The 24,343-nt window shown below is 33.9% G+C and carries 23 protein-coding genes; 3 read left to right on the top strand and 20 right to left on the bottom strand.

What is annotated here, in order from left to right; all coding sequences use genetic code 11:
• Positions 1-25: 25 nt before the first annotated feature.
• The 16 genes from Q0543_RS06775 to Q0543_RS06700 form a co-directional block, all read right to left on the bottom strand.
• Complete coding sequence (locus Q0543_RS06775) at positions 26-274, bottom strand: hypothetical protein (RefSeq protein ID WP_299250662.1); 249 nt, start codon at positions 272-274, stop codon at positions 26-28.
• 20 nt (positions 275-294) lie between these two features.
• Entirely contained in the window at positions 295-834 is a 540-nt protein-coding gene (locus tag Q0543_RS06770) for a DUF420 domain-containing protein (RefSeq protein WP_299250660.1), read from the bottom strand.
• A complete protein-coding gene (locus Q0543_RS06765) occupies positions 821-1,489 on the bottom strand; it encodes an SCO family protein (protein ID WP_299250658.1) in 669 nt (222 codons plus the stop codon). Before Q0543_RS06765 ends, Q0543_RS06770 begins: the two co-directional genes overlap by 14 nt.
• Before the next feature lie 40 nt (positions 1,490-1,529).
• On the bottom strand, positions 1,530-1,880 hold the full coding sequence (locus Q0543_RS06760; RefSeq protein ID WP_299250656.1) for a cytochrome C oxidase subunit IV family protein: 351 nt from the start codon (positions 1,878-1,880) through the stop codon (positions 1,530-1,532).
• A gap of 29 nt (positions 1,881-1,909) precedes the next feature.
• Positions 1,910-2,668 carry a cytochrome c oxidase subunit 3 gene (locus Q0543_RS06755; RefSeq protein ID WP_299250654.1) on the bottom strand — a complete coding sequence of 253 codons (759 nt, stop codon included), beginning with the start codon at positions 2,666-2,668 and terminating at the stop codon, positions 1,910-1,912.
• Positions 2,669-2,721: 53 nt separating this feature from the next.
• A complete protein-coding gene (locus tag Q0543_RS06750) occupies positions 2,722-3,300 on the bottom strand; it encodes a cytochrome c oxidase subunit 3 (protein WP_299250651.1) in 579 nt (192 codons plus the stop codon).
• Positions 3,301-3,305: 5 nt separating this feature from the next.
• Positions 3,306-4,208 (bottom strand): heme o synthase, encoded by a 903-nt coding sequence (cyoE, locus tag Q0543_RS06745; protein WP_299250649.1) that lies wholly within the window; start codon positions 4,206-4,208, stop codon positions 3,306-3,308.
• Positions 4,201-5,193, bottom strand: coding sequence for a heme A synthase (locus Q0543_RS06740; protein ID WP_299250647.1), 993 nt, complete (start codon positions 5,191-5,193; stop codon positions 4,201-4,203). The genes cyoE and Q0543_RS06740 overlap by 8 nt, the downstream gene beginning before the upstream one ends.
• Positions 5,194-5,319: 126 nt before the next feature.
• Positions 5,320-7,143, bottom strand: coding sequence for a cbb3-type cytochrome c oxidase subunit I (locus Q0543_RS06735; RefSeq protein WP_299250645.1), 1,824 nt, complete (start codon positions 7,141-7,143; stop codon positions 5,320-5,322).
• 53 nt (positions 7,144-7,196) lie between these two features.
• Positions 7,197-8,324, bottom strand: coding sequence for a cytochrome c oxidase subunit II transmembrane domain-containing protein (locus Q0543_RS06730; protein WP_299250643.1), 1,128 nt, complete (start codon positions 8,322-8,324; stop codon positions 7,197-7,199).
• Positions 8,325-8,353: 29 nt separating this feature from the next.
• Positions 8,354-9,742, bottom strand: coding sequence for a quinol:cytochrome C oxidoreductase (locus Q0543_RS06725; RefSeq protein WP_299250641.1), 1,389 nt, complete (start codon positions 9,740-9,742; stop codon positions 8,354-8,356).
• A 23-nt stretch (positions 9,743-9,765) separates the two neighbouring features.
• On the bottom strand, positions 9,766-10,362 hold the full coding sequence (locus tag Q0543_RS06720; RefSeq protein ID WP_299250639.1) for a cytochrome c: 597 nt from the start codon (positions 10,360-10,362) through the stop codon (positions 9,766-9,768).
• A gap of 24 nt (positions 10,363-10,386) precedes the next feature.
• Positions 10,387-10,917: a DUF3341 domain-containing protein gene (locus Q0543_RS06715; protein WP_299250637.1), complete on the bottom strand. Its 531-nt coding sequence runs from the start codon at positions 10,915-10,917 to the stop codon at positions 10,387-10,389.
• A gap of 26 nt (positions 10,918-10,943) precedes the next feature.
• Positions 10,944-12,299 carry an NrfD/PsrC family molybdoenzyme membrane anchor subunit gene (gene nrfD, locus Q0543_RS06710; protein WP_299250635.1) on the bottom strand — a complete coding sequence of 452 codons (1,356 nt, stop codon included), beginning with the start codon at positions 12,297-12,299 and terminating at the stop codon, positions 10,944-10,946.
• A gap of 20 nt (positions 12,300-12,319) precedes the next feature.
• Positions 12,320-15,388 carry a TAT-variant-translocated molybdopterin oxidoreductase gene (locus Q0543_RS06705; RefSeq protein WP_299250633.1) on the bottom strand — a complete coding sequence of 1,023 codons (3,069 nt, stop codon included), beginning with the start codon at positions 15,386-15,388 and terminating at the stop codon, positions 12,320-12,322.
• Between the two features lie 33 nt (positions 15,389-15,421).
• The gene (locus Q0543_RS06700; protein WP_299250631.1) at positions 15,422-16,693 is read right to left on the bottom strand and encodes a c-type cytochrome; all 1,272 of its coding nucleotides are present in this window, start codon (positions 16,691-16,693) and stop codon (positions 15,422-15,424) included.
• 328 nt (positions 16,694-17,021) lie between these two features.
• Here Q0543_RS06700 and murB point away from each other — a divergent pair, with 328 nt between their 5' ends.
• Entirely contained in the window at positions 17,022-18,047 is a 1,026-nt protein-coding gene (gene murB, locus Q0543_RS06695; RefSeq protein ID WP_299250629.1) for a UDP-N-acetylmuramate dehydrogenase, read from the top strand.
• Between the two features lie 63 nt (positions 18,048-18,110).
• On the opposite strand, the gene Q0543_RS06690 is transcribed toward murB, so the two are convergent.
• Entirely contained in the window at positions 18,111-18,593 is a 483-nt protein-coding gene (locus tag Q0543_RS06690) for a dCMP deaminase family protein (protein ID WP_299250626.1), read from the bottom strand.
• A gap of 151 nt (positions 18,594-18,744) precedes the next feature.
• Between Q0543_RS06690 and abc-f the strand changes: the two genes are divergently transcribed.
• Positions 18,745-20,643, top strand: a complete 1,899-nt coding sequence (gene abc-f / locus Q0543_RS06685) for a ribosomal protection-like ABC-F family protein (RefSeq protein ID WP_299250624.1) — start codon at positions 18,745-18,747, stop codon at positions 20,641-20,643.
• An 11-nt stretch (positions 20,644-20,654) separates the two neighbouring features.
• Positions 20,655-21,917 carry a DUF5103 domain-containing protein gene (locus Q0543_RS06680; protein ID WP_299250622.1) on the top strand — a complete coding sequence of 421 codons (1,263 nt, stop codon included), beginning with the start codon at positions 20,655-20,657 and terminating at the stop codon, positions 21,915-21,917.
• Here Q0543_RS06680 and cas6 read toward each other — a convergent pair whose 3' ends face one another.
• The 3 genes from cas6 to Q0543_RS06665 form a co-directional block, all read right to left on the bottom strand.
• Positions 21,918-22,718, bottom strand: coding sequence for a CRISPR-associated endoribonuclease Cas6 (gene cas6 / locus Q0543_RS06675; protein ID WP_299250621.1), 801 nt, complete (start codon positions 22,716-22,718; stop codon positions 21,918-21,920).
• Between the two features lie 46 nt (positions 22,719-22,764).
• Positions 22,765-23,862 carry a redox-regulated ATPase YchF gene (gene ychF / locus Q0543_RS06670; RefSeq protein WP_299250620.1) on the bottom strand — a complete coding sequence of 366 codons (1,098 nt, stop codon included), beginning with the start codon at positions 23,860-23,862 and terminating at the stop codon, positions 22,765-22,767.
• A gap of 117 nt (positions 23,863-23,979) precedes the next feature.
• Positions 23,980-24,324: a DUF3276 family protein gene (locus Q0543_RS06665; protein WP_299250619.1), complete on the bottom strand. Its 345-nt coding sequence runs from the start codon at positions 24,322-24,324 to the stop codon at positions 23,980-23,982.
• Positions 24,325-24,343 lie beyond the last annotated feature (19 nt).

Below are 24,343 nucleotides of genomic sequence, written 5' to 3'. Positions count from 1 at the left end.
AATATGACAACACTTTGTACTTTATTTAACCATTCGTAACGGCTTTGCTTTTTAAAGAAGAACGATACCACATATAAGCGATAATAGCGATAATAATATATGGAAATAGCATTAAATACAATATCCCAGAATTGATGCCGGTATTTTTAGCATCTGGATTACTTGCACTCGTTTCTAACTGAGCTCTGCACATCGCACATTGAGCTTCTACATCAACATGCATGAAAAACATTACAATGAAAATGATAGAGAATAATATAAGTACTTTTTTCATATAATTATCAATTTAATAAATTACTTATAATACGGGCTGATCATGAAATAAACCAATACACCTGTAACAGAAACATACAACCAAATTGGGTATGCCCATCTTACAATTTTCTTATGACGAATAAAATCACCATTAAATGCAAAATAAAGTGCTTTCAAAACAAAGTATACAACAACAGCCGCTAGAATAATATGTGTTATTAATAAGAAATAATATACATATTTAATATCCGTTGTACCACCATATCTAGTGGATTGATGTGTTAAATGATATAAAAGATAGGTTACTAAAAAAAACAAACCTAATACAACACAAATCAACATAGAAGCTCTATGGACGGCTATATTACCTCTTCTAATAGCAGCAAATGCAATGATTAAGAAAAGTGATGTCAAACTATTGACCAATGCATTAATGTGCGGTAAAGTACCTGTCCAATCGCCCAAATTTAATTTAACAGGTAATCCTAATAATATAACTACTACAAGAGGAATCCCTATAGCAACGATATTTATATTTTTATCGTTCAGAAACTTCACAAATGGGTTATTGCTTTGCATTTTGTTCAATGGATTGGAGCACTTTTAATTCAATAATGAGTCTGTCAACTTCAAATTCATCTGTACCGTTATAATATCCTCTTATCCAACCATGTTTATCGACTAACACCATGCGTTCGCTATGCAAGAAGTCAGTTAAATCTTCTTCATTTTGTTTTGCTGTTAAAAAGAATTGGCGTTGCCCTAAGGTATAGATTGAGTCTTTTTCACCTGTTAGAAAAAACCATTTGCCTGGAATAGCATTATACTCTTTAGCATAATGTTTTAATACTTCTGGAGTATCATATTCAGGATCTACCGTTAAAGACAACAAAACAACTTCTCTATCATCTTTAAATGCTTCTTGAATACGTACCATCTGACTACTCATTTTAGGACAAATGCCTTCACAACGCGTAAATACAAAGTCATATACTTTGAAATACGTATCAACACTTCTACTGTCAAAGATAGATCCGTTTTGATCTGTTAATTTATAGTCAGGAATTTTGTGGGCTTCCGTTATAACATATTCCCGATCTGTTTTAATAGAGTCGTAAGCAAAGAACACAGGTAGTTTGTGATGCGTCTGAGCAAAAAAAGTAAATATCAAAATTAAAAAGATCGGTATCATTAGCGCTAGGCCTAGATACACGATCTTCTTAGTAGTATTCATAATAGTATATTTTAATTCCTTTTACAAGGAAATTAATTAATTATTTTCCAAAGATAAATACAATTGCTTCACGAACGAAATGTCCTTCCATAAGCAATGCTAAAACCAACCATGAAATTAAAATGATTGGAAGTACAATGATAGCTAATTTAAGCATTCTAACTTCATAGTTTAAGTGCATAAACTCACCAACAATATAAAATGTTTTTACAAATGTTAGTAATACAAATAATAGTGTCAATAAATGACCTCTAGGCATTGTAAATGCTAATACAAACTCTACTCCAGTTAAAACTGCTAGATATAGCGTAACCGTTAATAAATGTTTTACTTTAGCAGGATTTCTTGGCTGAACTTCTGAAGTGTGTGCCGCGTGATGTGTATGTCCCATTTTTATATAACAATTTTAAATACGATAAATTAAACCAAGTAAAAGAATGTAAATACAAACACCCAAACTAAATCGATAAAGTGCCAGTATAAACCAACTTTTTCTATCATTTCATACGAACCTAATCGCTGATAAGTTCCAAATGCGACATTGTAAAATACAATAATATTAATTACAACCCCAGATAAAACGTGTGTACCATGGAACCCAGTGATAAAGAAGAATAAATCTGCAAATAAACGTGGACCATATTCATTTTGAATAAGGTTAGCGCCAAATATATGACGAACTGTACCATCAGGATCGTTCACGATTAATCCTTCTGGAGTACCTGTAATAAAGATTGTCCATTCCCATGCTTGGCAACCTAAGAAAGCCATACCACCTAGGATAGTCCATAACATCCATTTCTGCACATCATTTTTATCATTACGGTGACCCGCTTCAACTGCTAATACCATGGTAACAGAAGATAGAATCAATATGAAAGTCATTAATCCCACAAATACCAATGGTGCATCAATATGGAAAAAAGGAATGTGGGTGAATATTTTTTCAGGAATTGGCCAATAGGCTACTGAAGTTTTGAAAGATGCTAAAGCACCTGTATAAGCATCATGTGAAAAACGTGCGAAACCATAGGTAGATAACAAACCAGTGAATGTTAATGCATCTGATAATAAAAAGAACCACATCATCAGTTTACCATAACTGGCTTTCATTGGTTCTGCATCTCCACCCCAAAGGGCTTTGTTTTCATTTTCGTCTATAATTGCTGCTGTTGCCATATAGTTAACAATAAATAATAAATAATATTTTATATAAAATTAATTCCTAGTTCCTAATTATTGAATTGTAAAAATACAAACAAATAAATCCAAAGCAAATCTAAAAAGTGCCAATAAGTTGTACACATCTCAATTTGCAATAAATTAGTTGAATTTACTCTACCTCTAATGCTTGAATATAAAACAATTAATAAATATATCAAACCTGATATAATATGGAAAGCGTGTAGACCTGAAATTACATACACGAAAGATCCCGCAGGGTTGCTGTAACGCCCTCCTAAGAAGATTTTTTCATCTACTAATTGTCCCCAACCTTTTACTTGTAAATATAAGAATAACAAACCCAAAATAGTCGTTACTGCCATTGAAGCAATGAGTAAATTCATTTTATTATTTGTGGCAAACCAATAAGCAAATTGAATGGTTACACTACTTAATAATATAATTGCAGTACTAGCCATAAACATGGGAGGCAAATCAAATTTTAACCAATCGCCATCAGAACTTCTCACAAGGTAAGCACTTGTTAAAGCAGCAAACATCATGATTATTGTTACTATAAATAGCCACAATAAAAACCTTTTAGGGTTTACTGTGAATGTAGGTTTTGGTTCTTCTATGGTAAGCATACAATTCAATAAATTTTATCTAAAACAAATGCAATTTGTACAATTGGCAAATATAAGAAAGAGCCAAACATTAATAACAACGCAGCTTTAACGGTACATTCTTTCCACAAATATAAGGTTTGAAAAAAGAATAAAATACTACAAGCGAAGGCAATATAAGCGGAATAAATACCGCAAACACCAAATAGATATGGCAAGAAACTAAGCGGTAATAAACACAGCGTATAGGTCATGATAATGGATGCAGTATGCTTATTTCGTCCTTCTTTAGTTGGCAATAATTTAATTCCTGCTTTTTTATAATCTTCATCTAATACCCAAGCTATAGCCCAAAAATGAGGGAATTGCCAGAAGAATTGAATTGCAAATAATATTCCAGGTTCCCAGCCATATTCACCACTTACTGCCAGCCAACCAATCATAGGCGGAAATGCTCCTGGAAATGCTCCAACAAAAACTGCTATAGGAGAAATTGTTTTTAATGGTGTATAGACGAATGAATAAAGAATCAATGAAATTAATGAAAGTATGAGTGCATTTAAGGTGCTAAATACAGCCAATATAACAATACCAGCAATAAGAAATAATATGGATGTTACCATGGCTTCATTTAAACCAATCAAACCTAATGGCATTGGTCTATTGGCCGTGCGTTTCATTAATTTATCTGAATCGCGTTCAATTATTTGATTAATTATATTTGCCGATACAGTTATACAAAACCCTCCTATTAAAAATATACACAAATTTAACCAATCAACTTTTCCATGTTCAGCCAATATATAACCCATACCAGAGGAGAATGCCACGGTAGAAGTTAAACGAAACTTCGTTAATTTGAAATATGCTTTTATTATAGAAGCCAACGGTGTTTTGATATGTATGTTTTGAGTCTGCAAGTTACACACTCCTTATGTTTTGTCCTACCATAAACCTAAAAACAAATGCCATTTGTAGGCCTAATAATATCGTTGCTAATAATAAATGTATTGGCTGCACCCAAGCAGGTAATGCACAATAAGATAAAATTATACCCGCTAGTATTTCAAAAAACATAACAATACAAATTGCCTTTGCATAATTAAAAGCAATAGGGTTTAATTGTCGTGTTTGGTAAATTTTATATGCAAATAAAGCCGTTGCCAATGTTAATACGATCGAATAGCTTCTATGAATAATAAATGCAATACCTATTCGATCAATCCAAGTTTCTTTTTCTTGATAATCTAATGCAAATGAAAGTACATCAATTTCTGAACGAACTTCTGTACCCAAAAAAATCTGTATGGCTGTCAATACGATAAACACCCACATGATACGTGAATATATTTTCGGAAGAGTTTCGGAGGATTTATTTAAATCTAAATTTATAGACTGGGTATTTATTTCAATTTTAACTGCAACAACCAACCAAACTAAAATGCCTAAAATTACTAAAGCAAAAAACATGTGTAGGGTTATTAACAAAGGCGCTAATAATGAATACACAACTTTAGCTCCTAACACTCCTTGTAAACCCATTAAGATTACCAACAAAAAAGAATACCAAAAGAATTTCGATTTGCTTTTAAAAAAACGAATTGCGTAAATGCATTGAAAGATAACAACGAGTCCTGAAATAGCACCTATTAACCTATTTCCATACTCAGTCCAAGTCTTATAAACATTAAACTCCGCAGGATGTCCTTTTACACTATAACGCACTTTATAGTTTGCAGGTAATTGTGATTCATGTGTAGGGGGAATATATGTATCAAAACATTTAGGCCAATCCGGACAGCCCATTCCAGAACCGGTACTTCGTACGATACTACCAGCAATAATCACTATATAAATAGTAACTATTGTAACAAGTACAATCTTATAAAACCGTTTCAATTGGTTTAAATACATAATTAAATCCTATACAATTCCAATAAAAAATCCAAAAGGTGTAGTGAGACTATAAAAAATCTAGACTAGTTCTTTTGGATTTACATGCATTAAAAAGACCAACCCGAAAGTTGGTCTCTATATATTTTAAATTTCGTCTACTTCGTTCGGGAAGTTAGATTCTGGAGTTTCAGAAAAAGGAACATTTTGAGGAATGAAATCTTCTTTTGAACCCGGTTTACTATAATCATATGGCCAACGATAAACAGTTGGTATAGCACCAGGCCAGTTTCCGTGACCAGGATTAATAGGTGTAGTCCACTCTAATGCATTTGATCTCCATGGATTCGCAGTAGCAACTCTACCTTTGTACATGCTGTAAAAGAAGTTGAATATGAAAATAAACTGAGCTACAAATGTTATGATAGCAGCAATACTTATAAACTGATTCAAATCTGTAAATGTGCTAAAAGCATCAAACCCAGTCCAAGAATAATAACGTCTTGGGAAACCAGCAATACCTATGTAGTGCATCGGGAAGAATATTAAATATACCCCAATAAATGTCAACCAAAAGTGAATATAACCTAAACGTTCATCCATCATTCTACCAAACATTTTAGGGAACCAATGATATACACCCGCCAACATACCAAAGAACGAAGCAGAACCCATTACAATGTGAAAGTGAGCTACTACAAAGTAGGTATCATGCAATTGAATATCTGAAGCAGAGTTACCTAATATGATACCAGTTAATCCACCAGAAAGGAAGAACGAAACAAGACCAATAGAGAACAACATTGCAGGAGTGAATATTATATTACCTCTCCATAAAGTAGCTATATAATTAAACGCTTTAACAGATGAAGGAATTGCGATAATTAATGTTAAGAACATGAATATCGAACCTAGGAAAGGATTCATACCCGAAACAAACATGTGATGGGCCCAAACTAAGAATGATAAGAATGCAATTGCGATCAAAGAGAAAATCATGGCTTTATATCCAAAGATTGGTTTACGAGAGTTCGTAGAAACAATTTCAGAAGTAATACCCAGTGCAGGTAAGATTACAATATACACTTCAGGGTGACCTAGGAACCAGAATAAGTGTTGAAATAAAACAGGACTACCACCTTCATGATGCAATGCTTCTCCACCAATATAAATTTCAGATAAGAAGAAACTCGTATCAAATGCTCTATCGAAAATCAACAACAATACAGCTGAAACTAATACGGGGAAAGATAATATACCTAAAATAGCAGTGATAAAGAATGCCCAAATTGTTAAAGGTAAACGAGTAAATGTCATCCCTTTTGTTCTAAGATTGATGATGGTTGTAACATAATTTAAACCACCCAATAACGTTGATGCAATAAATAAAACCATTGCACCTAACCACAATGACATTCCGAAACCTGAACCATTTACAGCTTGTGGCAATGCACTAAGCGGAGGATAAACCACCCAACCACCTGAAGCAGGTCCGGTCTTAATAAATAATGAGAACATCATGATTACACTTGACAAAAAGAATAACCAATAAGAAATCATATTTAAGAAACCCGATGCCATATCACGTGCACCAATTTGCAAGGGAATTAAAAAGTTACTAAATGTACCACTTAAGCCTGCCGTTAAAACAAAGAATACCATGATGGTACCATGCATTGTAACAAGCGCTAAATAAAATTCAGGATCTAATTTACCATTTTGTATCCACTCACCTAATAATGGTTTTAACCAAGATAAATCAGCATCTGGGAAACCTAATTGAATACGGAATAAAACAGAAAGCAATCCACCAATGATAGCCCAAATAATACCTGATACGAGGTATTGTTTAGCAATGTATTTATGGTCTTCACTAAATACATACTTACGAATCCAAGGTAGATCGTGATGATCGTGTTCATCGTGAGCATGTGCATCAGCACCAGAATGTGACAAATTTACAGCCGACATAGTATTTATGATAAATTGTTATAAATTTTTAATCTAATAATATTTAAAAGAGATTACATCCCTTTTACTACATTCATTGAAACAGTAGTAGAGTCCATTGAAGGAGTCATAATAGAAGTACTATCCGTTACAGATTGAGCTGTTGTTGGAAGAAACTCTTTAAGGTATTTGTCAACCAAAACTTTTGGAGCGTTTACTTTATTAGCTACGTATTCTGCATTTAAAGATGCCCATGTTTTTTGAGACTTTTTCCATTTTTCATAATCTGCAGGTTCATCTACAACTACTAAGAAACGCATAGCATAGTGACCACGACCACAAACTTCAGTACAAGCTAATTCATAATTGAATTCAGGATTACCTGTTTTCTCTCTCATTTCAGCTGTAGTAATTGTTGGTGTAAACCAGAATGTTGTTGGCATACCAGGAACTGCATCCATTTTCACTCTAAAGTGAGGCAAGAAAACAGAGTGAATTACATCTCTAGCACGAATTTGTAAGGAAACATTTTTTCCCTTAGGCATATGCAATTCCATTGGAACAAAATCGTCATAACTAGCAGAGTCATTAAAATCAATACCAAATTCATTTACAGCATCAATCTTTCTATAATGGTGTTTACCAAGTTTACCATCCGCACCTGGGTATCTAACTTGCCAAGCAAATTGTTTACCCATTACTTCAATAATTTCTGAATCTTGCGGTGCTGGTGCAGTAATAGCAGTCCATTCTTTGTAACCATAGACAACAAATCCAGCCATAATAATTGCTGGTATAATTGTCCAAATACGTTCTAGATTATGATTTTCAGGATAAAAATATGCTTTATTATCTTCCTTGAAACGATACATGAATGGGAAGAAATACAATACAGCATGCGTTAAAAGAAACGCTAATGTTAATACTGACATAATCACCCAGAACAATAAATCTGTCCGTACACCATGAGCAGAAGCTGCTTCTGGTAAGAAATATTTACTCGCGGACATGAAAGATAAGTAGAAGGCTAAAACACCTACCACAAATACAACAATGAATAAAAACGAATTTATCGTGTTACCAATACCAACTATTTTTTGGTATCGACCATTCATCACATTTGTTAATACACCAATTCTAAATATTAAATATAATATTGAAAGAATTAGAGCAATTGCTACAATTATAATTACAGAAGTCATTTTATCTATAGAGTTTTGTAATGGCTTAATTAAAATACATCATGATGGATACTTTCTTGAATCATTGGGTGATTCTTAGCAATCAGATTTAACTTAGCTAAAGCAGTTAAAACCATAAATAAGAATACACCTACGAATACCATACCTAATCCAAGTTCCATAAAGAAGAAGATACCATCTAATCCTCCATTTTGACCTAAGACTGGTGGAGTTGTCATCATATAGAAATCAAACCAGTGACCTAATATTACAACAACACAAACAATCTTCAACATAATGCCTAATCTTTTAGATCCTCTAGTCATCAATACTAAGAATGGAAAGAAGAAATTTAAGAATAATGTTAAGAAGAAAATTGGAGTATATGCATCCGATTTTAAACGTTGAACAAAATAACCAACCTCTTCAGGAATATTGGCATAATAAATTAACAAAAATTGTTCAAACCAAATATATGTCCAGAATATAGAGAAGGCGAAAATGAATTTACCTAAATCATGTAAATGGTTTTCATTAATGATACCCAAGTAACCATTTTCTTTCAAAATAACTACAATCAATGTTATGAAAGCAAGTGCAGTTACAAACCAACTAGCAAATACATACCAACCAAACATTGTACTAAAGAAATGTGGATCCATTGACATAGCCCAATCCCAAGCACACATAGAAGATGTAATACCAAATATGATTAAGAAGAATGCTGATGTTACAACACTTTTATGCCACCACTTCGTATCTCCATCAATATCTTCGTTTTTAGCAAATGATCTTAACTTTGACCAACAAAATATCCAAGAAGCAAAATAAATAACTGTTCTAATAATAAATCCTGGAACATTTAAGAATGCTTGCTTCCCTACTAATAATTCATCATAATGATCAGATCCTTCAACATACAAATCTGCATGTGTCCAGTGAAATAAGTCATGTCCAAAAACTACAAATAAGATAACAGTTAATGGAGCTGCAACCCAAAGGTAATTTCCAAATGCTGAAGGAACTCTTTTAATCCCTGCAGACCAGCCAGCCCATGCAACATAATTAAATGCAACAAAGAAAACTCCTAATATTGAAATACCTGCAAAGAAAATGTTGTTATGCCATAAGTTCTTAATTAAGCGTAAAGCCCAAACTGGTTTATGTTCTTCCCCATGAGAAGCATGAGCTTCTTCACCATGAGACGTAACATCTGCATGTGCATGATCGCCATGAGCATCTGCTACTAACGTTGAAGTTACTTCACTTGCATGATGACTAGCACCATGACCTGAATGTTCTGTACTCATTGCTAGAAGTATACCGATAATTGTCAGTATAACTCCTGCACCAATTAAAATAAATAGTTTTTTCTTTATCTCCGCAGAGAATACAAACTTTTCGTCTAGATTAACTGAAGTATTGTGATGATGTGCCATAAATCTACCTTCGTTCTAAATAGTTATTTTTTTTGTAGAACTTCTTTCACATAAAGTGAAATTTTCCATCTCTCTAAAGGATCTAATTGAGAAGCATGCTGAAGCATTCTTCCTTTTCCATAAGTAATTACATGGAATATGTGACCAGCGTTAACTGCTTTAAGTGCGCCTGATTGTAAATTTGCTACACCTTGTAATTTGTCATTTACAGGACCATCGCCTTCTCCACCCTTACCGTGACAATGAGAACAAAATCTGTCAAATAATACTTGACCTTCTGCTAAAACATCTTCTGTAGGTTGTATTGGAGAAACAAGAGTTGCATTTGCATACTCTAAAGAATCTTTAGAAATATGATACGGTATTGCGCCTCTTTTAATAGTACCAGCTACGGGCATACGTAAATTTGAACCATTATTATATGGCATCACATTGTATGCTTCAGGGAAATTTTCTACATCTTCCACTTGAGTAACAGGTTCGTATGCTTCCGAAACGTACATGTTAGGAGCATATTCTACCCTAGGTGTTTCGTGAACAGGAATCTGATCAAAGTTGTGATTACAAGATGAAATAGTTGCTGCAAAAATAATTGCTGCTGCTATATTGAAGGTATTCATTTTCATGGTATATGAAGACTTTCTTTAGTTTGCGATTGATTTCGTTGAAATTTCAGATGCGCCACTTTCTGAAAGTATTGAACTCAGCTCTGCTGAATCCTTCTTATTGCTAGCTAAATCGAAAGCAATAACAAATTTATCGTCTGTAGTTCTTGGATCAAACATATCGGGTGTTGACCAAGGATTTAAATTACTAGCGACGAAAAACGTACCAGTCATACCTAAAGCACAGAACAAAACTGTTAACTCAAATGTAATTGGAATGAATGCTGGTAGAGGAATATACGGCTTTCCACCAATATCCATAGGCCAGTCAAAACCCATCATCCAAATCATCATTGTTAATGCTGTAATGGTTCCACAAATACCAAATAAGAAACCAGCAATTGGTAAATTTGAATATTTATACCCCAAGGCATTATCCAATCCGTGAACTGGATATGGAGTATATACTTCATGTATTTTTACTCCTTTTGAACGTATTTGATCTACAGCAGACATTAATACTGTCTCTTCATCGTAAACGCCAAATACAAAATTCTTTCCTTTTTCCATATTATTTAAAGTATCCAGGATTTAGGTTATTTCTTTTCAGAAGATGAATCAATAATTGTTTTAACTTCAGCCATATTTATTACTGGGAAATACTTCGCAAATAATAAGAAACATGTAAAGAATAAACCAAACGTGAATAAGTAATCCCCTACATCATACATTGTTGGAGAGAAATAAGACCATGATGATGGAATGAAGTCTCTGTGCAATGATGTACAGATAATAACAAAACGTTCAAACCACATACCAATATTTACAACAATAGATAATCCAAATGTCCAAGCGATACTTGTACGAACTCTTTTGAACCAAAATAATTGTGGTGAAACTACGTTACATGTCATCATAGTTGCATATGCCCACCAATAAGGACCGAATGCACGGTTAATAAATGCAAATTTTTCGTAAGGAACACCAGAATACCATGCAATAAAGAACTCTGTTATATATGCTATACCAACAATTGAACCTGTTAATACAATGATTTTATTCATTGATTCCATGTGGTTAATTGTAATATAATCTTCTAGTTTAAATACACTACGAACTACTAACATCAATGTTAATACCATTGCGAAACCAGAGAAAATTGCACCGGCAACAAAGTATGGAGGAAATATAGTTGCGTGCCATCCAGGAATCAGAGACGTTGCAAAGTCCATTGATACAATTGTATGTACAGAAAGTACAAGAGGAGTTGCTACACCGGCTAATACTAATGATACGGCTTCATAACGTGACCATGTTTTTGCAGATCCATCCCAGTTCATGCTTAATGAACCGTAAATAACGCGACGTATACCTGTTGCTCTTTCACGAATTGTTGCAAAATCTGGAATCAAACCAACATACCAGAAAACTAAGGATACAGTGAAGTATGTAGAAATTGCGAACACATCCCACATTAAGGCAGAGTTAAAGTTTTGCCATAATGAACCATTGTTGTTGGGGAAAGGTAAAACCCAATGTCCTACCCACGGACGACCCATGTGGGCTATAATAAACGTAGCAGCACAAATAACGGCGAAGATAGTCATCGCTTCCGCAGCTCTGTTAATAGAGGTTCTCCACTTTTGACGGAATAATAATAGTACAGCAGATATCAATGTACCCGCGTGACCAATACCAACCCACCAAACGAAGTTTGTAATATCCCAAGACCAACCAATGGTCTTATTCAATCCCCACATACCAATACCAACATACCATGTAGTCCAAAGACAATATCCACCATACGCTAGTACAATCAATGACATTGTAAAGGATATTTTCCATGCTGTAGAAGGTGGCCCTTCTACTTGCTTACAAATATCGTTGGTAACGTCTTTTTTTGTTTTTCCGTTTGTAACCAACGGCGGCCTTACCGAAGAAGTAACTTGCATAATCTTAAATCTCGATTAAATTAGGCTTTAGAAATATTTCTGATTTTTGTCAAATAGGTAACATTCGGCTGCACATTCAATTCTTCAAGAACTGTATATGTACGCTCCTCATTGTTCATATTGCGTTCTTGGTATACGCTACTTTCAAGGTCTCTTAAATCACCGAAAAGTATTGCACCAGCAGCACAAGAAGCAGCACAAGCAGTAGTAACTTCACCATCCATTATGTGACGTTTCTCTTTCTTCGCTTTCAACTTACCTTCTTGTATTTTTTGCACACAGAATGAACATTTTTCCATTACACCACGAGAACGTACTGTAACGTCTGGGTTCAATACCATGCGGCCCAATGAAGTATTCATTGCAACGTTTTTGTCAAATTTCTCTTCGTTATCGAAGTATTTGAACCAGTTGAAACGACGAACTTTATATGGACAGTTGTTTGCACAATAACGTGTACCAATACAACGGTTATATGTCATTTGATTTAAACCTTCTGTACTGTGTGTTGTAGCAGCAACCGGACAAACCGTTTCACACGGAGCGTGGTTACAATGCTGACACATCATAGGTTGGAATGTAACCTGAGGATTTTCTGAAGGATCTTCTAGGGTGTCATAACCAATACCTGTTGCATTATTGGTAAAGTATGTTCCTGTTTCTTTAGGTTCAGCATCTGAACTGTAGTATCTATCGATACGAATCCAGTGCATCTCTCTAGAGTTCATTACTTCTCTCTTACCAACAACAGGTACGTTGTTTTCAGCTTGACAAGCAATAACACAAGCACCACAACCTAAACAAGAGTTCAAGTCAATTGACATGCTCCAAAGGTGATTCGGCTGATGGTGTTGATCTTTCCAGATATCAACCAATGCAGGAGCTACTTTTTTACCATCTGGAGTAGTAACTTTTGGGAAAAATCTACCTGCAGAAGGATCATTAATATATTCAGATAATAACGCGTCTTGAATAATCGGACGAGCCATTAATGTATGCTGAGTTTGCGTTTGAGCTAATTTCAATTTTTCTCCTGTAGGAGTAATTGTAATTCCAGTTACAAAGTTTAACAGACAACCATCGACAAGACGTGCGAATGGATAAGCATTAGCTCCTATTTCGTCTCCACATTTTCCAGTTTTTGTTCTACCGTAACCGATTGCTATAGATGCCGTATTGTACGCTTGTCCTGGTTGAACCAAAATTGGAACTTTAACTTCGTACGTTCCAGCTTTAACTACAACTTCATCTCCTTGTTCAAATTTATTGTCTGTTGCAAATTTTGCAGAAACAGCTAAATAATTATCCCAAGTAGCTTTAGAAATTGGATCTGGCAATTCTTGTAACCAAGGATTGTTTGCCTGTGAGCCACTACCTACACCAACTTTTTCGTATAACTTCAATTCAACCCCAGATGTATTTAGAGGATAATTTTTGGTAATGTTAGCCTCAACAATTGAACGATCAAATGTAGATGACGAAACGTCAACCGTATTAGATGTTGTTAGTTTAGGTTCAAAAACACCATCTTGTAATACTTGATCCCATGATGCGCCACCTAAAATAGTTGACCAATTTGATTTCAAGTATTTATAATAATCAGCTGTGTTACCAGACCAAGAAAGTAATGACTCTTGTGCTGCACGTGTTTTAAATATTGGGGAAATAGTTGGTTGACCTAAAGAATAAAATCCAGCTTTAGGCTCAGCATCATTCCACGCTTCTAGATAATGATGATCTGGTGCAATAAATTGAACCAATGAAGCTGTTTCATCTGCTCTATCTGCAAATGAAATTGATAATGAAACTTTTGACAATGCTTTTGCTAAATCAGCACCTCTTGCATGATCAAATACAGGATTCGCACCGTAGAAAATAACCGCTCCTACTTTTCCAGCAATTACATCATCAATAAATGTGTTCATTGCTTCATCATTCCCTTGTTTTTGGTTTGATGCAGTAGAAAGCGAAAGTGTATTACCGTAGTTGCCTAATTCTTTATTAATTTCATTTATTAAGATTTGAATGTTAACATCATTCGAACCAGAAACTACTAATGATTTACCTCTACTATTTAATAAAGCCGATGCAGCTTTATCTAATGTTTCGTTTTTAATAGATGCAGTACCTATTTTGGCCGCAACTATTTTATTATATAATTCAGCAACAAACAATCCTTCTTGAGAAGGTTTAATTGGTTGTCTGTAATCTGCATTACTACCTGTTAACGATAATGCTGTTTCAAATTGAAAATGCTGACTCATCGTTTTCTTAGATTTACTAAGTTTACGAGTAGCAGCATATTGTGTCATGAACTCTACGGGAGAAATCCATGTACCTAAGAAATCAGCGCCAAAACTAACAATTACGTCTGCTTTGCTGAAATCATAAGATGGTAGAGTTGCAGTACCAAATGATGATTTATTTGCTTTTAAAATACCATAAGCAGAGTTCGCATCGTATTGTACGTGCTCCGTGTTTGGATATTTAGCACTAAATTCTGCAATAACCTTTTTAGTTGTTGGACTTAAAATTGTCTGGGAAACAAGTTTAATTGAACCTCCAGAGGCAACAACAGCAGAAAGTTTGTTTGCAACTTGGCTGTCTAAATCAGACCAAGATGCTGCAGAACCTTTTATTAAAGGACCTTGAATACGTGCTGTATCATATAGGCTCAATACAGAAGCTTGAGCACGTGCATTTGTTCCGCCTTTAGTAATACTTGAAAGTTTATTTCCTTCAATTTTAATTGGGCGACCCTCACGTGTCTTTACCAATACACTGCAATATTCACCACCATCAACATATGTAGATGCATAGTAATTTGCAATACCTGGCTCAATATCTTCAGGCTTATTTAAATATGGAATAGCTTTCTTAACAGGAGCTTCACATGCAGCAAGAGAAACAGCTGCAACACTAAAGCCCAAAAGCTTTAAGAAATCTCTTCTATCCGTTCCGTTTGATTCTTCAGGAGAACTTTTAAGTGGAAGGAATTCTGGAAATTCATTTCGAGCATTCTTAGCGAATTCAGGGCTATTACCCAACTCTTCAACACCTTTCCAAAATACTTTGTTATTATCTTTCATATATATGAATAACTAGGCTTTCGAACTTTCTTATTAATAGTGACATTTTGAGCAATCTAAACCGCCGATTTGCTCAACAGTCATAGCGCCTTTTTTCTTAGACTCTTCGTGTACTTTCAACAAGCGATCGTAGTATGCATTGTCTTTACTGTTCACAGCAGTTTCTCTGTGACAGTTAATACACCAGCCCATTGTCAAATTAGAGAATTGTTTTACAACTTCCATTTCTTCAACCGGACCATGGCATTTTTGACATTCTAGACCAGCAACTTGAGTATGTTGAGAGTGATTGAAATAGGCTAAATCTGGAAGGTTATGAACTCTAACCCATCTAATTGGTGTTCCTTTTTCGTAAGCATCAACCAATTTCGCAATTTCCAATTTACCGTACTTAGGACCTTCTTTAATATATGTATGGCAATTCATACAAATATTTAAAGAAGGAATATTTGATTGCTTGCTCTTATATGCACCTGTATGGCAATAGTTACAATTAATTTGATTGTCGCCAGCGTGTAACTTGTGAGAGAAAGCTATTGGCTGTATCGGAGCATAATTTTGTTCGACAGCAACTTCTTGCATACTTACCCAACATGCTCTAACCGTAACACAAATAAAGATTAAAGCAACGATTGATATAAATCCTTTGCTACTTACAAAAGCTTTAATATCAAATTTTTGATTTAATAATTCTTTATCCTCACCATCTAAGCTTGTTTCTTTATCTTTTAAGTAACGCTTGATTACAGTTAAGAAAACAAACATTGCTACCATTACTAAAAGCAATACAATTACAATCAATGTTAAAACGATTGTATCATATTCTCCTCCAGATTGAGCAACTTGAGTTGTCCCCTCATTACCAGGCGTAGAAACTATAGGCTTTTCCTCAGGAACTGATTCTACATAAGCAATGATTGCATCAATATCTTCATTGCTAAATGTTGGAAAGCTTGTCATGGCTGCTTTATTATACTTTTCGTATAACGCCACTGCAGCTTTATCTCCTGAAGCAATTACGACTGTTGAGTTTTTAACCCAAGCATGTAACCATTTGGCATCGTGACGTTTAGAAACACCAGATAAGCCAGGTCCTACAGATTCACCGTGTACTTTGTGACACGCTTTACAATTTTCCTTGAATAATTGCTCTCCCTTGCCGTCAAGCGCTGGAGTTGTCGCTGGTGCTGCTGCACTTGAAGTTGTATCCGCTGCAAATGAGCTCGATAAACTTATAAATGAGAATGCTACCAACGTAAGGATTGATCTCGAAATTCTACTCATCAGAATAGGTAATCTATACATGTTTAACACTGTTTTTTTCGAAATTTTGGCCATACTTTGCCTAAAAGACTCACAAATCTATCATGCCAATTCGATTATTCAAACATTTTTTATCCCTCTACAAACAATATAATGGGATAAAAATCGTCAAACACATGCAAAAACTTGATTTACTATACTTTATGAAAACATAAAATATATAAACATTTTAATTTAGAATTATTACAAATAAAAAATCATACTTAAGTATGATAATTGTCATCTTTTTTCTCATTTAGGATTAAAATTGCAATGATTTGATGGTACGGAAAGAATTGTTCAAGTTTGCAGGAAAGAATTTTAGAATTAGATGAAAGCAACCATAGAGTCGAATAAAAATTTAAAAAAATACAATACTTTTTCAATTTCTGTTTCAGCAGAAAAGTTTTCAATTTTCAAATCTGAAACAGAACTCCTAGAACTCCTCGAAAGTATAAAAAAACATAACCTACCTTTATTGATTTTGGGTGGTGGAAGTAATATATTATTTACTTCTACTGTTTCTGGTTATGTTTTAAAAAATGAAATATTAGGCAAACAACTTTTAGAAGAAAATTCAGATTCAGTACTCGTAAAATGTGGTGCTGGGGAAGTATGGCATGAATTTGTTATTTACTGTGTTAATAAGGGCTGGGCTGGATTAGAAAATTTATCTTTAATACCAGGCACGGTTGGAGCCTGCCCTATTCAAAACATAGGTGCTTATGGTGTTGAAGTAAAGGACACAATTGAATCTGTTGAATGTATTGAAATTGAAACAGGATTAAAAAAACGTTTTACAAATACAGATTGTTTATTTGGATATAGAGACAGTATTTTTAAGAATATACTAAAAGGAAAATACGTTATTACACAGGTAGCTTTTAGATTAAAAAAACAATCCTCGGTAAACATTTCATACGGAGCAATACAACAAATATTAACGGAAAAGGGAATCACCGTACCCAATATACGAGATGTTAGCAGAGCTGTTGTTGAAATAAGAAGAAGCAAATTACCAAACCCAGCACAATTGGGAAATGCTGGTAGCTTTTTTAAAAATCCTGAAATCCCCTTGGATCAATTCAATACATTAAAAATCACATTTCCTGATATCGTTTCATATCCAGGAACAAAAGAAGGAATGATTAAACTACCTGCAGGATGGTTGATAGAAAAAAGTGGATGGAAAGGCAAAACCGTTGGTAATGTAGGCGTGCATCGTTTACAAGCACTTGTGATAGTAAACTATGGTGGTGCAACGGGTAATGAGATAATTGAATTGTCAAATGAAATTAGAAAATCTGTCTTTGATTTATTTCAAATTGACTTACTTCCTGAAGTAAATATCATTTAAATAGATCATTCATTTAATTATCAGTATAAGTCAATACTATTTCCTTATACTGATAATTAAATGTTATAAATTCTGAAATAGGCCTAAATCGCCTTGATATTTTTGAACCTCTACACCAAATTTTTCTAAAAAAGCATTTCCTTCGTCTAAATCCAGCCCCTTATATGCTGCATACGAATTCAAATAGATTACTTTTTTAATACCAGATGCATACATAAGTCTGGCACAGGAAATACATGGGGATAAGGTTACATACATGGTTGCTCCCTTAACCTCCGATCCATTCTTTACCGCAAATAATATTGCATTTTCTTCTGCATGTAATGCAAGCGAACAACTTCCTTTTGAATCTCTTGGGCACCCTTCTTCTGGCCATTCTTCATCACAATTATGCGTATTTTCTGGTGGCCCATTATAACCAATAGAAATGATACGTGTATGTTTTGTCAATACCGCGCCTACATGACGTTTGATGCAATGCGATCTTTTGCCAAGATTGACTGCAAGTTCCATATAGATATCATCAAAATCAGGTCTTTTATTCATTCTTCCATTAAAATAAAGAGGGATATAATTCAAAGATACACTTTCAAATGAATTTTTAATAATGCAAAAAGTTGACGCATTAAAGTGGTCATTGTAATATTTTATGTTCAAACAAATACTTATAGTGCTTAATTTTAGGTATTTTTGTAGTATGTTAACATTGAATAATATCTCCTATTTCATCGGCGGTCGTGCCTTATACAGAAACATTACATTACAAATAAAGCCAAAAGATAAAATTGGTTTGATTGGTGCAAATGGAACTGGAAAATCTACCCTTTTAAAAGTTATTACGGGTGAGTATACAGTCGATGAAGGAAATATTCAGAAAAGTAAAGATTGTACCATTGGTTTTTTGAATCAAGATTTACTTTCATTTCAAAGCGAAGAAAGTATTTTATCTGTTGCCATGGAAGCTTTTGAAGAAGCTACAAAAATTCAAATCCAAATGGATCACATCATCCACAAAATGGAGACGGATTACACGGAAGATTTGATTGATAAACTCAGTAATCTTCAAGAACGTTTCCAGGCACTTGAAGGATATACTATTCAATCCAAAGCTGAAAAAATATTAGAAGGTTTGGGTTTCTCTACAAACGATTTACAAAAGCCCTTAAAGAATTTTTCAGGTGGATGGAGAATGCGCGTAATGCTTGCAAAAATGCTACTCGCCAAGCCAGCGTTGCTTATGCTCGATGAACCTACCAATCACTTGGACTTACCTTCGATTCAGTGGTTAGAAAATTATTTAAGAGATTATGAAGGTGCTGTTGTTGTTGTTTCTCACGATAGAGAATTTATAGATAACTGCGTAAAAACAATTGTTGAAGTTGCGCAACAAACATTAAATATATACGCAGGCAATTATTCCTTTTATTTAGAAGAAAAAGAATTACGTTCTGAAATTCAAAAATCCTCTTTTGAAAACCAGCAAGCAAAAATAAAACAAACTGAAAAATTCATAGAGCGATTTAAAGCTAAGGCTAGTAAATCAAGTCAGGTTCAGTCACGCGTGAAAGCACTTGACCGAATGGATATGATTGAAGATGTTGTTGAAGATAACCAAGCAGTTAATTTTAGATTTACGTTTAAAGTACAACCAGGTAAAGTTATCAATGAACTTACAAATATATCTAAGAGTTACGGGGATTTGCATATTTTAAAAAACACAGATGCAAAAATTGAACGCGGTGATAAAATAGCTTTGATCGGTGCAAATGGTAAGGGAAAATCTACTGTACTCCGAATCCTTACGGGTGGAGAAAGTTCAGATGGTGAAGTAGCACTTGGTCACAATGTAATTTCATCATTCTATGCACAACATCAATTAGAATCATTAAATATCAACAATGAAATTTTAGAGGAATTAAAACAACATGGTTCTAATAAGACTGAAACAGAGCTTCGAAATGTATTGGGATGTTTTCTATTTTCAAATGATGATGCATTCAAAAAAATAAAAGTATTGTCGGGTGGGGAAAAATCAAGAGTAGCTTTAGCAAAAACATTAATTTCCGATGCCAATTATCTATTATTAGATGAACCTACCAATCACTTGGATATGGTTTCTGTAAACATCTTAATTCAAGCTCTACAACAGTATGAAGGCACGTTAATAGCTATTAGCCATGATAGACATTTCGTTTCTAGAATAGCTAACAAAATTTGGTATATAGAAGACCAACAAATTAAAGTGTATCCTGGTACATACGATGAATATAAATATTGGGTTGATAATGTTAAATCTGCTTCAACAAATACCCCTACAAAAGAAAAGAAAGCACCAGTTGCTGAAAAGAAAAAAGAAGTAAGCCAAACTATCAGCCCAGAAATAAAGAAAATAAAACAACAAATAAATTCGTTAGAAGAGAAAATAACGTTGCTAGAAAAGCAAAAAAAAGAAACGGAAACAGAACTAAGCAAACCAGAAATATTTGGAAACCCTGAGAAGTTGGCCAAAGTGAGCATGGATTTTGATACATTAACGAAAGAACTCGTACAATTTCAAAATGAATGGGAGTTGTGTATTGAAAAACTTGAAGCATAAATAATGTTATTATGAAATACTTGCAGTTACTTATTTTATTTTTAATCCTCTCTCATATTAATTCTTATGCAAAGGATATAAAACCAGAAGATCATATTTATTCTGACAATATAAAATCTGTATTGTTTTACGCACAGCCAGATGGTTCAAAAGGGGTTCCAATTGTCCCCTTTGATCAAAATACTAAGTTGATATTAGAGTTTGATGAATTAAGTAATAATCAAGAATATTATTATTATAAAATTTATCATTACAATGCAGACTGGACACAATCCTATTTGTCTTCAAGCCAATACCTATATGATTTCAATGAGTATCGCATCATGGATGCCGAGATGTCATTCAAAACTAGAACCTCTTATTACCATTATACCATTACGATTCCTAAAGTAAAAGTCAGTGGAAATTTTTTAATTAAGGTATATCGGAATTACGATGAAGATGATCTTCTATTAACGAAACAATTCATTATATACGAAAATATTGCTCCTGTATCATCGGTCATTTCTAGATCCATGGTACCTTCGGATGCATTTATAAAACAACAAGTAAATTTTCAAATTAATTATGGCTCTGCTGCCATTTCAAATCCTTACAATGACGTTAAGGTAATTGTAAGACAAAATTTCAAAAACTACAATGCCATTACGAACTTAAAACCGGCATTTATTAGAGATTATGATAAAACATTAGATTATCAATTCTTTAATAATGAAAATTCTTTTAATGGAGGTAACGAATTCCGGTTCTTTGATTTAAGAAGCGTTCTCTTTAATGGCATGTATATTAGTAGAGTTGTTCGTACAAATGACCGCACCGATGCATGGATACTCCCAGAAAAATCACGGAATAAAATTGCGTACTCCTTTTATGATGATATCAACGGAGCCTTTTTTCCTCAACTTTATGAAAATTTAAATAAAACGACAGACCCCGACTATGTTATGGTTCATTTTCAATTGATGAGTCCAGAACCTGCTCCTGGAGATGTTTATCTTATAGGCAGACTAACAAATTGGAAAACACTACCCGAATATAAACTAACCTATAACAGTACTGAAAAATATTATTCTGGAGAGTTTTTATTAAAGCAAGGGTATTATAACTATGCTTATAGTGTGGTAGATTCGAAAGGTGTAAGAGACGATATTTACTTTGAAGGCAATTCCTCATTAACAGAAAATGCCTATGACATCATCGTTTATGCACGTCTCCAAGGAGACATGTACGATCGTGCCATAGGCTATTACAGTCAACGATACAGAGGTCGTTGATTAATCTTTCTTTATTGGGTATGGAATAATTCTTAAGTTAGGATCCGTATTTGCTATATCAAGCATACCAAATCCTTTTTCGCCAAAAACCCCAAAACCACATGTAAATACAAATTCTTGAACTTTAGGATGTGCATAGAAGGTGAATGGGAACGTATACCCTCTCACTTCATGTTTCTCATCACCAAGGAATACTGGGAAGATACGTGCAAACTTTTTCTCTTCACCTTTAATCTTAGTCAAATAATCTTTATCTGGAACTAACTGAAATTGAAAATACTGTGCAATTTCATCTGGTGTAGCACCTGCACGCTCCATGCGATTCAATGTATTTTCATACAAGGCGTCAGAGAATACATCAAACGATGGATTGATAAAACGCTTTGCATCTACTGGATTGTCTTGTGGAGAAATGATTGCTAGTGGAGACAAACAAATGTATTTCATTTCATTTGTAAAATCTGCTAATTTTTCTTGATCCACATTAATTGGATTCAAAATCAATTTACCTAGATGCACTTCTTCTTCATTGAATAATTGATTCACCAAAGATTCAACCAAACCTGGATCATTAGATGAAAATATCAATGTCACTTTGCTTGAATAGAAATGCAAACCTTCTTTACCTACACGAGTCTGACCTTTAAGGGCAGAGAAATTATAGAATACTCTTGACGGTTCAGCAATTGAATTTAAATATTTTTCGACATACGGCGTCAAAAACTCTGTAATCAAATATTGGTGATGAAAAGGAACGTAAGAACCTTTATTCACTAGACCAAATATTAAACGAACTCTCATATTCTTAAATTAAAAATATTTAACATTATTTACCTCTAATTATTTATTATACATTGAAACGGAAGTGCATGATATCTCCATCTTGCACAACATATTCTTTGCCTTCTATTGAAATCTTACCTGCTTCTTTACAACCAGCTTCTGACTTGAATGTTTCGTAATCTTTGAATTTAATTACTTCTGCTTTTATAAATCCTTTCTCAAAATCATTGTGAATAACGCTTGCAGATTTGGGAGCTTTCCATCCTTTTGTGATTGTCCATGCTCTTACTTCTTTAACACCTGCAGTGAAATAGGTTATTAAGTCTAATAAGCTGTAAGAAGCGCGGATTAGCTTATTTAAGCCTGAGTCTGTTAAACCATATTCTTGCAAGAACATTGCTTTTTCTTCAGGATCTGTTAATTCTTGTATCTGAGCTTCAATAGCTGCACATACAATGACTAACTGTGCATTTTCCTTTTCTACTTCCTTTCTTAATATCTCAACAAACTTATTTCCATCAGGTAATGAATTCTCATCCACATTTGCTGCGTATATAACAGGTTTTATTGTCAATAAGTGCAAATCGTCTAAAACTAATTTATCTTCCTGTGGCAATTCTAAAGAACGAGCATTTTTTCCCTCTAATAAATGATTTCTATAAAGGGTTAAGGTTGCAAGATCTTTTTTAGCCTTCGCATCACCTGCTTTTGCAGCACGTTCTGTTTTTGATATCTTTTTTTCTACAGAATCTAAATCTTTCAATTGTAACTCTGTTTCAATTATTTCTTTATCTGATATAGGATTTACAGTACCATTGACATGAATGATGTTATCATCTTCAAAACAACGAATAACATGTACGATTGCATCTACTTCACGAATATTAGCTAAGAATTGATTACCCAAGCCCTCTCCTTTGCTAGCACCTTTAACCAAGCCTGCAATATCAACAAATTCAATAATTGCTGGAACGACTCTTTCAGGCTTAACAATTGTTTCTAAAATAACCAAACGAGGGTCTGGAACTGTAACTACACCAACATTCGGTTCGATTGTACAGAAAGGATAATTAGCTGCTTCGGCTTTCGCATTAGACAGCGCATTGAAAAGAGTTGATTTGCCAACATTCGGAAGACCAACGATACCACATTGTAAACTCATTTTATAAAAAATTTAATTTAATGAATACAAAAGTAAACAATATTCACCAAAAAAAATTTTACATGTACAAAAAATAGAATAATTGGCGTGTTTAGACGTATGTTGAAATGTAAGAAATCAATCCCATTTCAAATCAGTATCGAAAGAGTTATTCTCTTCATCATCGTTTTCTGCTTGTTTTTCAAATTGATCAAAATCAACTTCTGGCATCAATTCAGTCTTGATATGGTTTACAGACTGAGTTAACGCTGCAATGAATTTATTAAAATCTTCTTTATACAGAAATATTTTATGCTTTTCGTAATAAAACCCATCGTCTTTGAAGCGTTTTTTACTTTCTGTAATTGTCAAATAATAATCATTTGAACGTGTAGACTTCACATCAAAAAAATATGTTCTTTTCCCTGCCTTGATTCGTTGAGAATAAATCTCAACATTTTCATTGTCTTTTTTCTCTTCCACAATTCAAAAGTTAAATTTA

Origin of the sequence: uncultured Cytophaga sp., from assembly GCF_937863595.1 — a bacterium.
Classification (GTDB): Bacteria; Bacteroidota; Bacteroidia; order Cytophagales; family Cytophagaceae; genus Cytophaga.
This window is presented reverse-complemented; position numbering and strand designations above follow the sequence as displayed.

Bases quoted from the DNA above. Each gene is read 5' to 3' on its own strand.
- Q0543_RS06775 (WP_299250662.1), bottom strand. From the start codon at position 274: ATGAAAAAAGTACTTATATTATTCTCTATCATTTTCATTGTAATGTTT.
- Q0543_RS06770 (WP_299250660.1), bottom strand. From the start codon at position 834: ATGCAAAGCAATAACCCATTTGTGAAGTTTCTGAACGATAAAAATATA.
- Q0543_RS06765 (WP_299250658.1), bottom strand. From the start codon at position 1,489: ATGAATACTACTAAGAAGATCGTGTATCTAGGCCTAGCGCTAATGATA.
- Q0543_RS06760 (WP_299250656.1), bottom strand. From the start codon at position 1,880: ATGGGACATACACATCACGCGGCACACACTTCAGAAGTTCAGCCAAGA.
- Q0543_RS06755 (WP_299250654.1), bottom strand. From the start codon at position 2,668: ATGGCAACAGCAGCAATTATAGACGAAAATGAAAACAAAGCCCTTTGG.
- Q0543_RS06750 (WP_299250651.1), bottom strand. From the start codon at position 3,300: ATGCTTACCATAGAAGAACCAAAACCTACATTCACAGTAAACCCTAAA.
- Q0543_RS06740 (WP_299250647.1), bottom strand. From the start codon at position 5,193: ATGTATTTAAACCAATTGAAACGGTTTTATAAGATTGTACTTGTTACA.
- Q0543_RS06735 (WP_299250645.1), bottom strand. From the start codon at position 7,143: ATGTCGGCTGTAAATTTGTCACATTCTGGTGCTGATGCACATGCTCAC.
- Q0543_RS06730 (WP_299250643.1), bottom strand. From the start codon at position 8,324: ATGACTTCTGTAATTATAATTGTAGCAATTGCTCTAATTCTTTCAATA.
- Q0543_RS06725 (WP_299250641.1), bottom strand. From the start codon at position 9,742: ATGGCACATCATCACAATACTTCAGTTAATCTAGACGAAAAGTTTGTA.
- Q0543_RS06720 (WP_299250639.1), bottom strand. From the start codon at position 10,362: ATGAATACCTTCAATATAGCAGCAGCAATTATTTTTGCAGCAACTATT.
- Q0543_RS06715 (WP_299250637.1), bottom strand. From the start codon at position 10,917: ATGGAAAAAGGAAAGAATTTTGTATTTGGCGTTTACGATGAAGAGACA.
- nrfD (WP_299250635.1), bottom strand. From the start codon at position 12,299: ATGCAAGTTACTTCTTCGGTAAGGCCGCCGTTGGTTACAAACGGAAAA.
- Q0543_RS06705 (WP_299250633.1), bottom strand. From the start codon at position 15,388: ATGAAAGATAATAACAAAGTATTTTGGAAAGGTGTTGAAGAGTTGGGT.
- Q0543_RS06700 (WP_299250631.1), bottom strand. From the start codon at position 16,693: ATGTATAGATTACCTATTCTGATGAGTAGAATTTCGAGATCAATCCTT.
- murB (WP_299250629.1), top strand. From the start codon at position 17,022: ATGAAAGCAACCATAGAGTCGAATAAAAATTTAAAAAAATACAATACT.
- Q0543_RS06690 (WP_299250626.1), bottom strand. From the start codon at position 18,593: ATGAATAAAAGACCTGATTTTGATGATATCTATATGGAACTTGCAGTC.
- abc-f (WP_299250624.1), top strand. From the start codon at position 18,745: ATGTTAACATTGAATAATATCTCCTATTTCATCGGCGGTCGTGCCTTA.
- Q0543_RS06680 (WP_299250622.1), top strand. From the start codon at position 20,655: ATGAAATACTTGCAGTTACTTATTTTATTTTTAATCCTCTCTCATATT.
- cas6 (WP_299250621.1), bottom strand. From the start codon at position 22,718: ATGAGAGTTCGTTTAATATTTGGTCTAGTGAATAAAGGTTCTTACGTT.
- ychF (WP_299250620.1), bottom strand. From the start codon at position 23,862: ATGAGTTTACAATGTGGTATCGTTGGTCTTCCGAATGTTGGCAAATCA.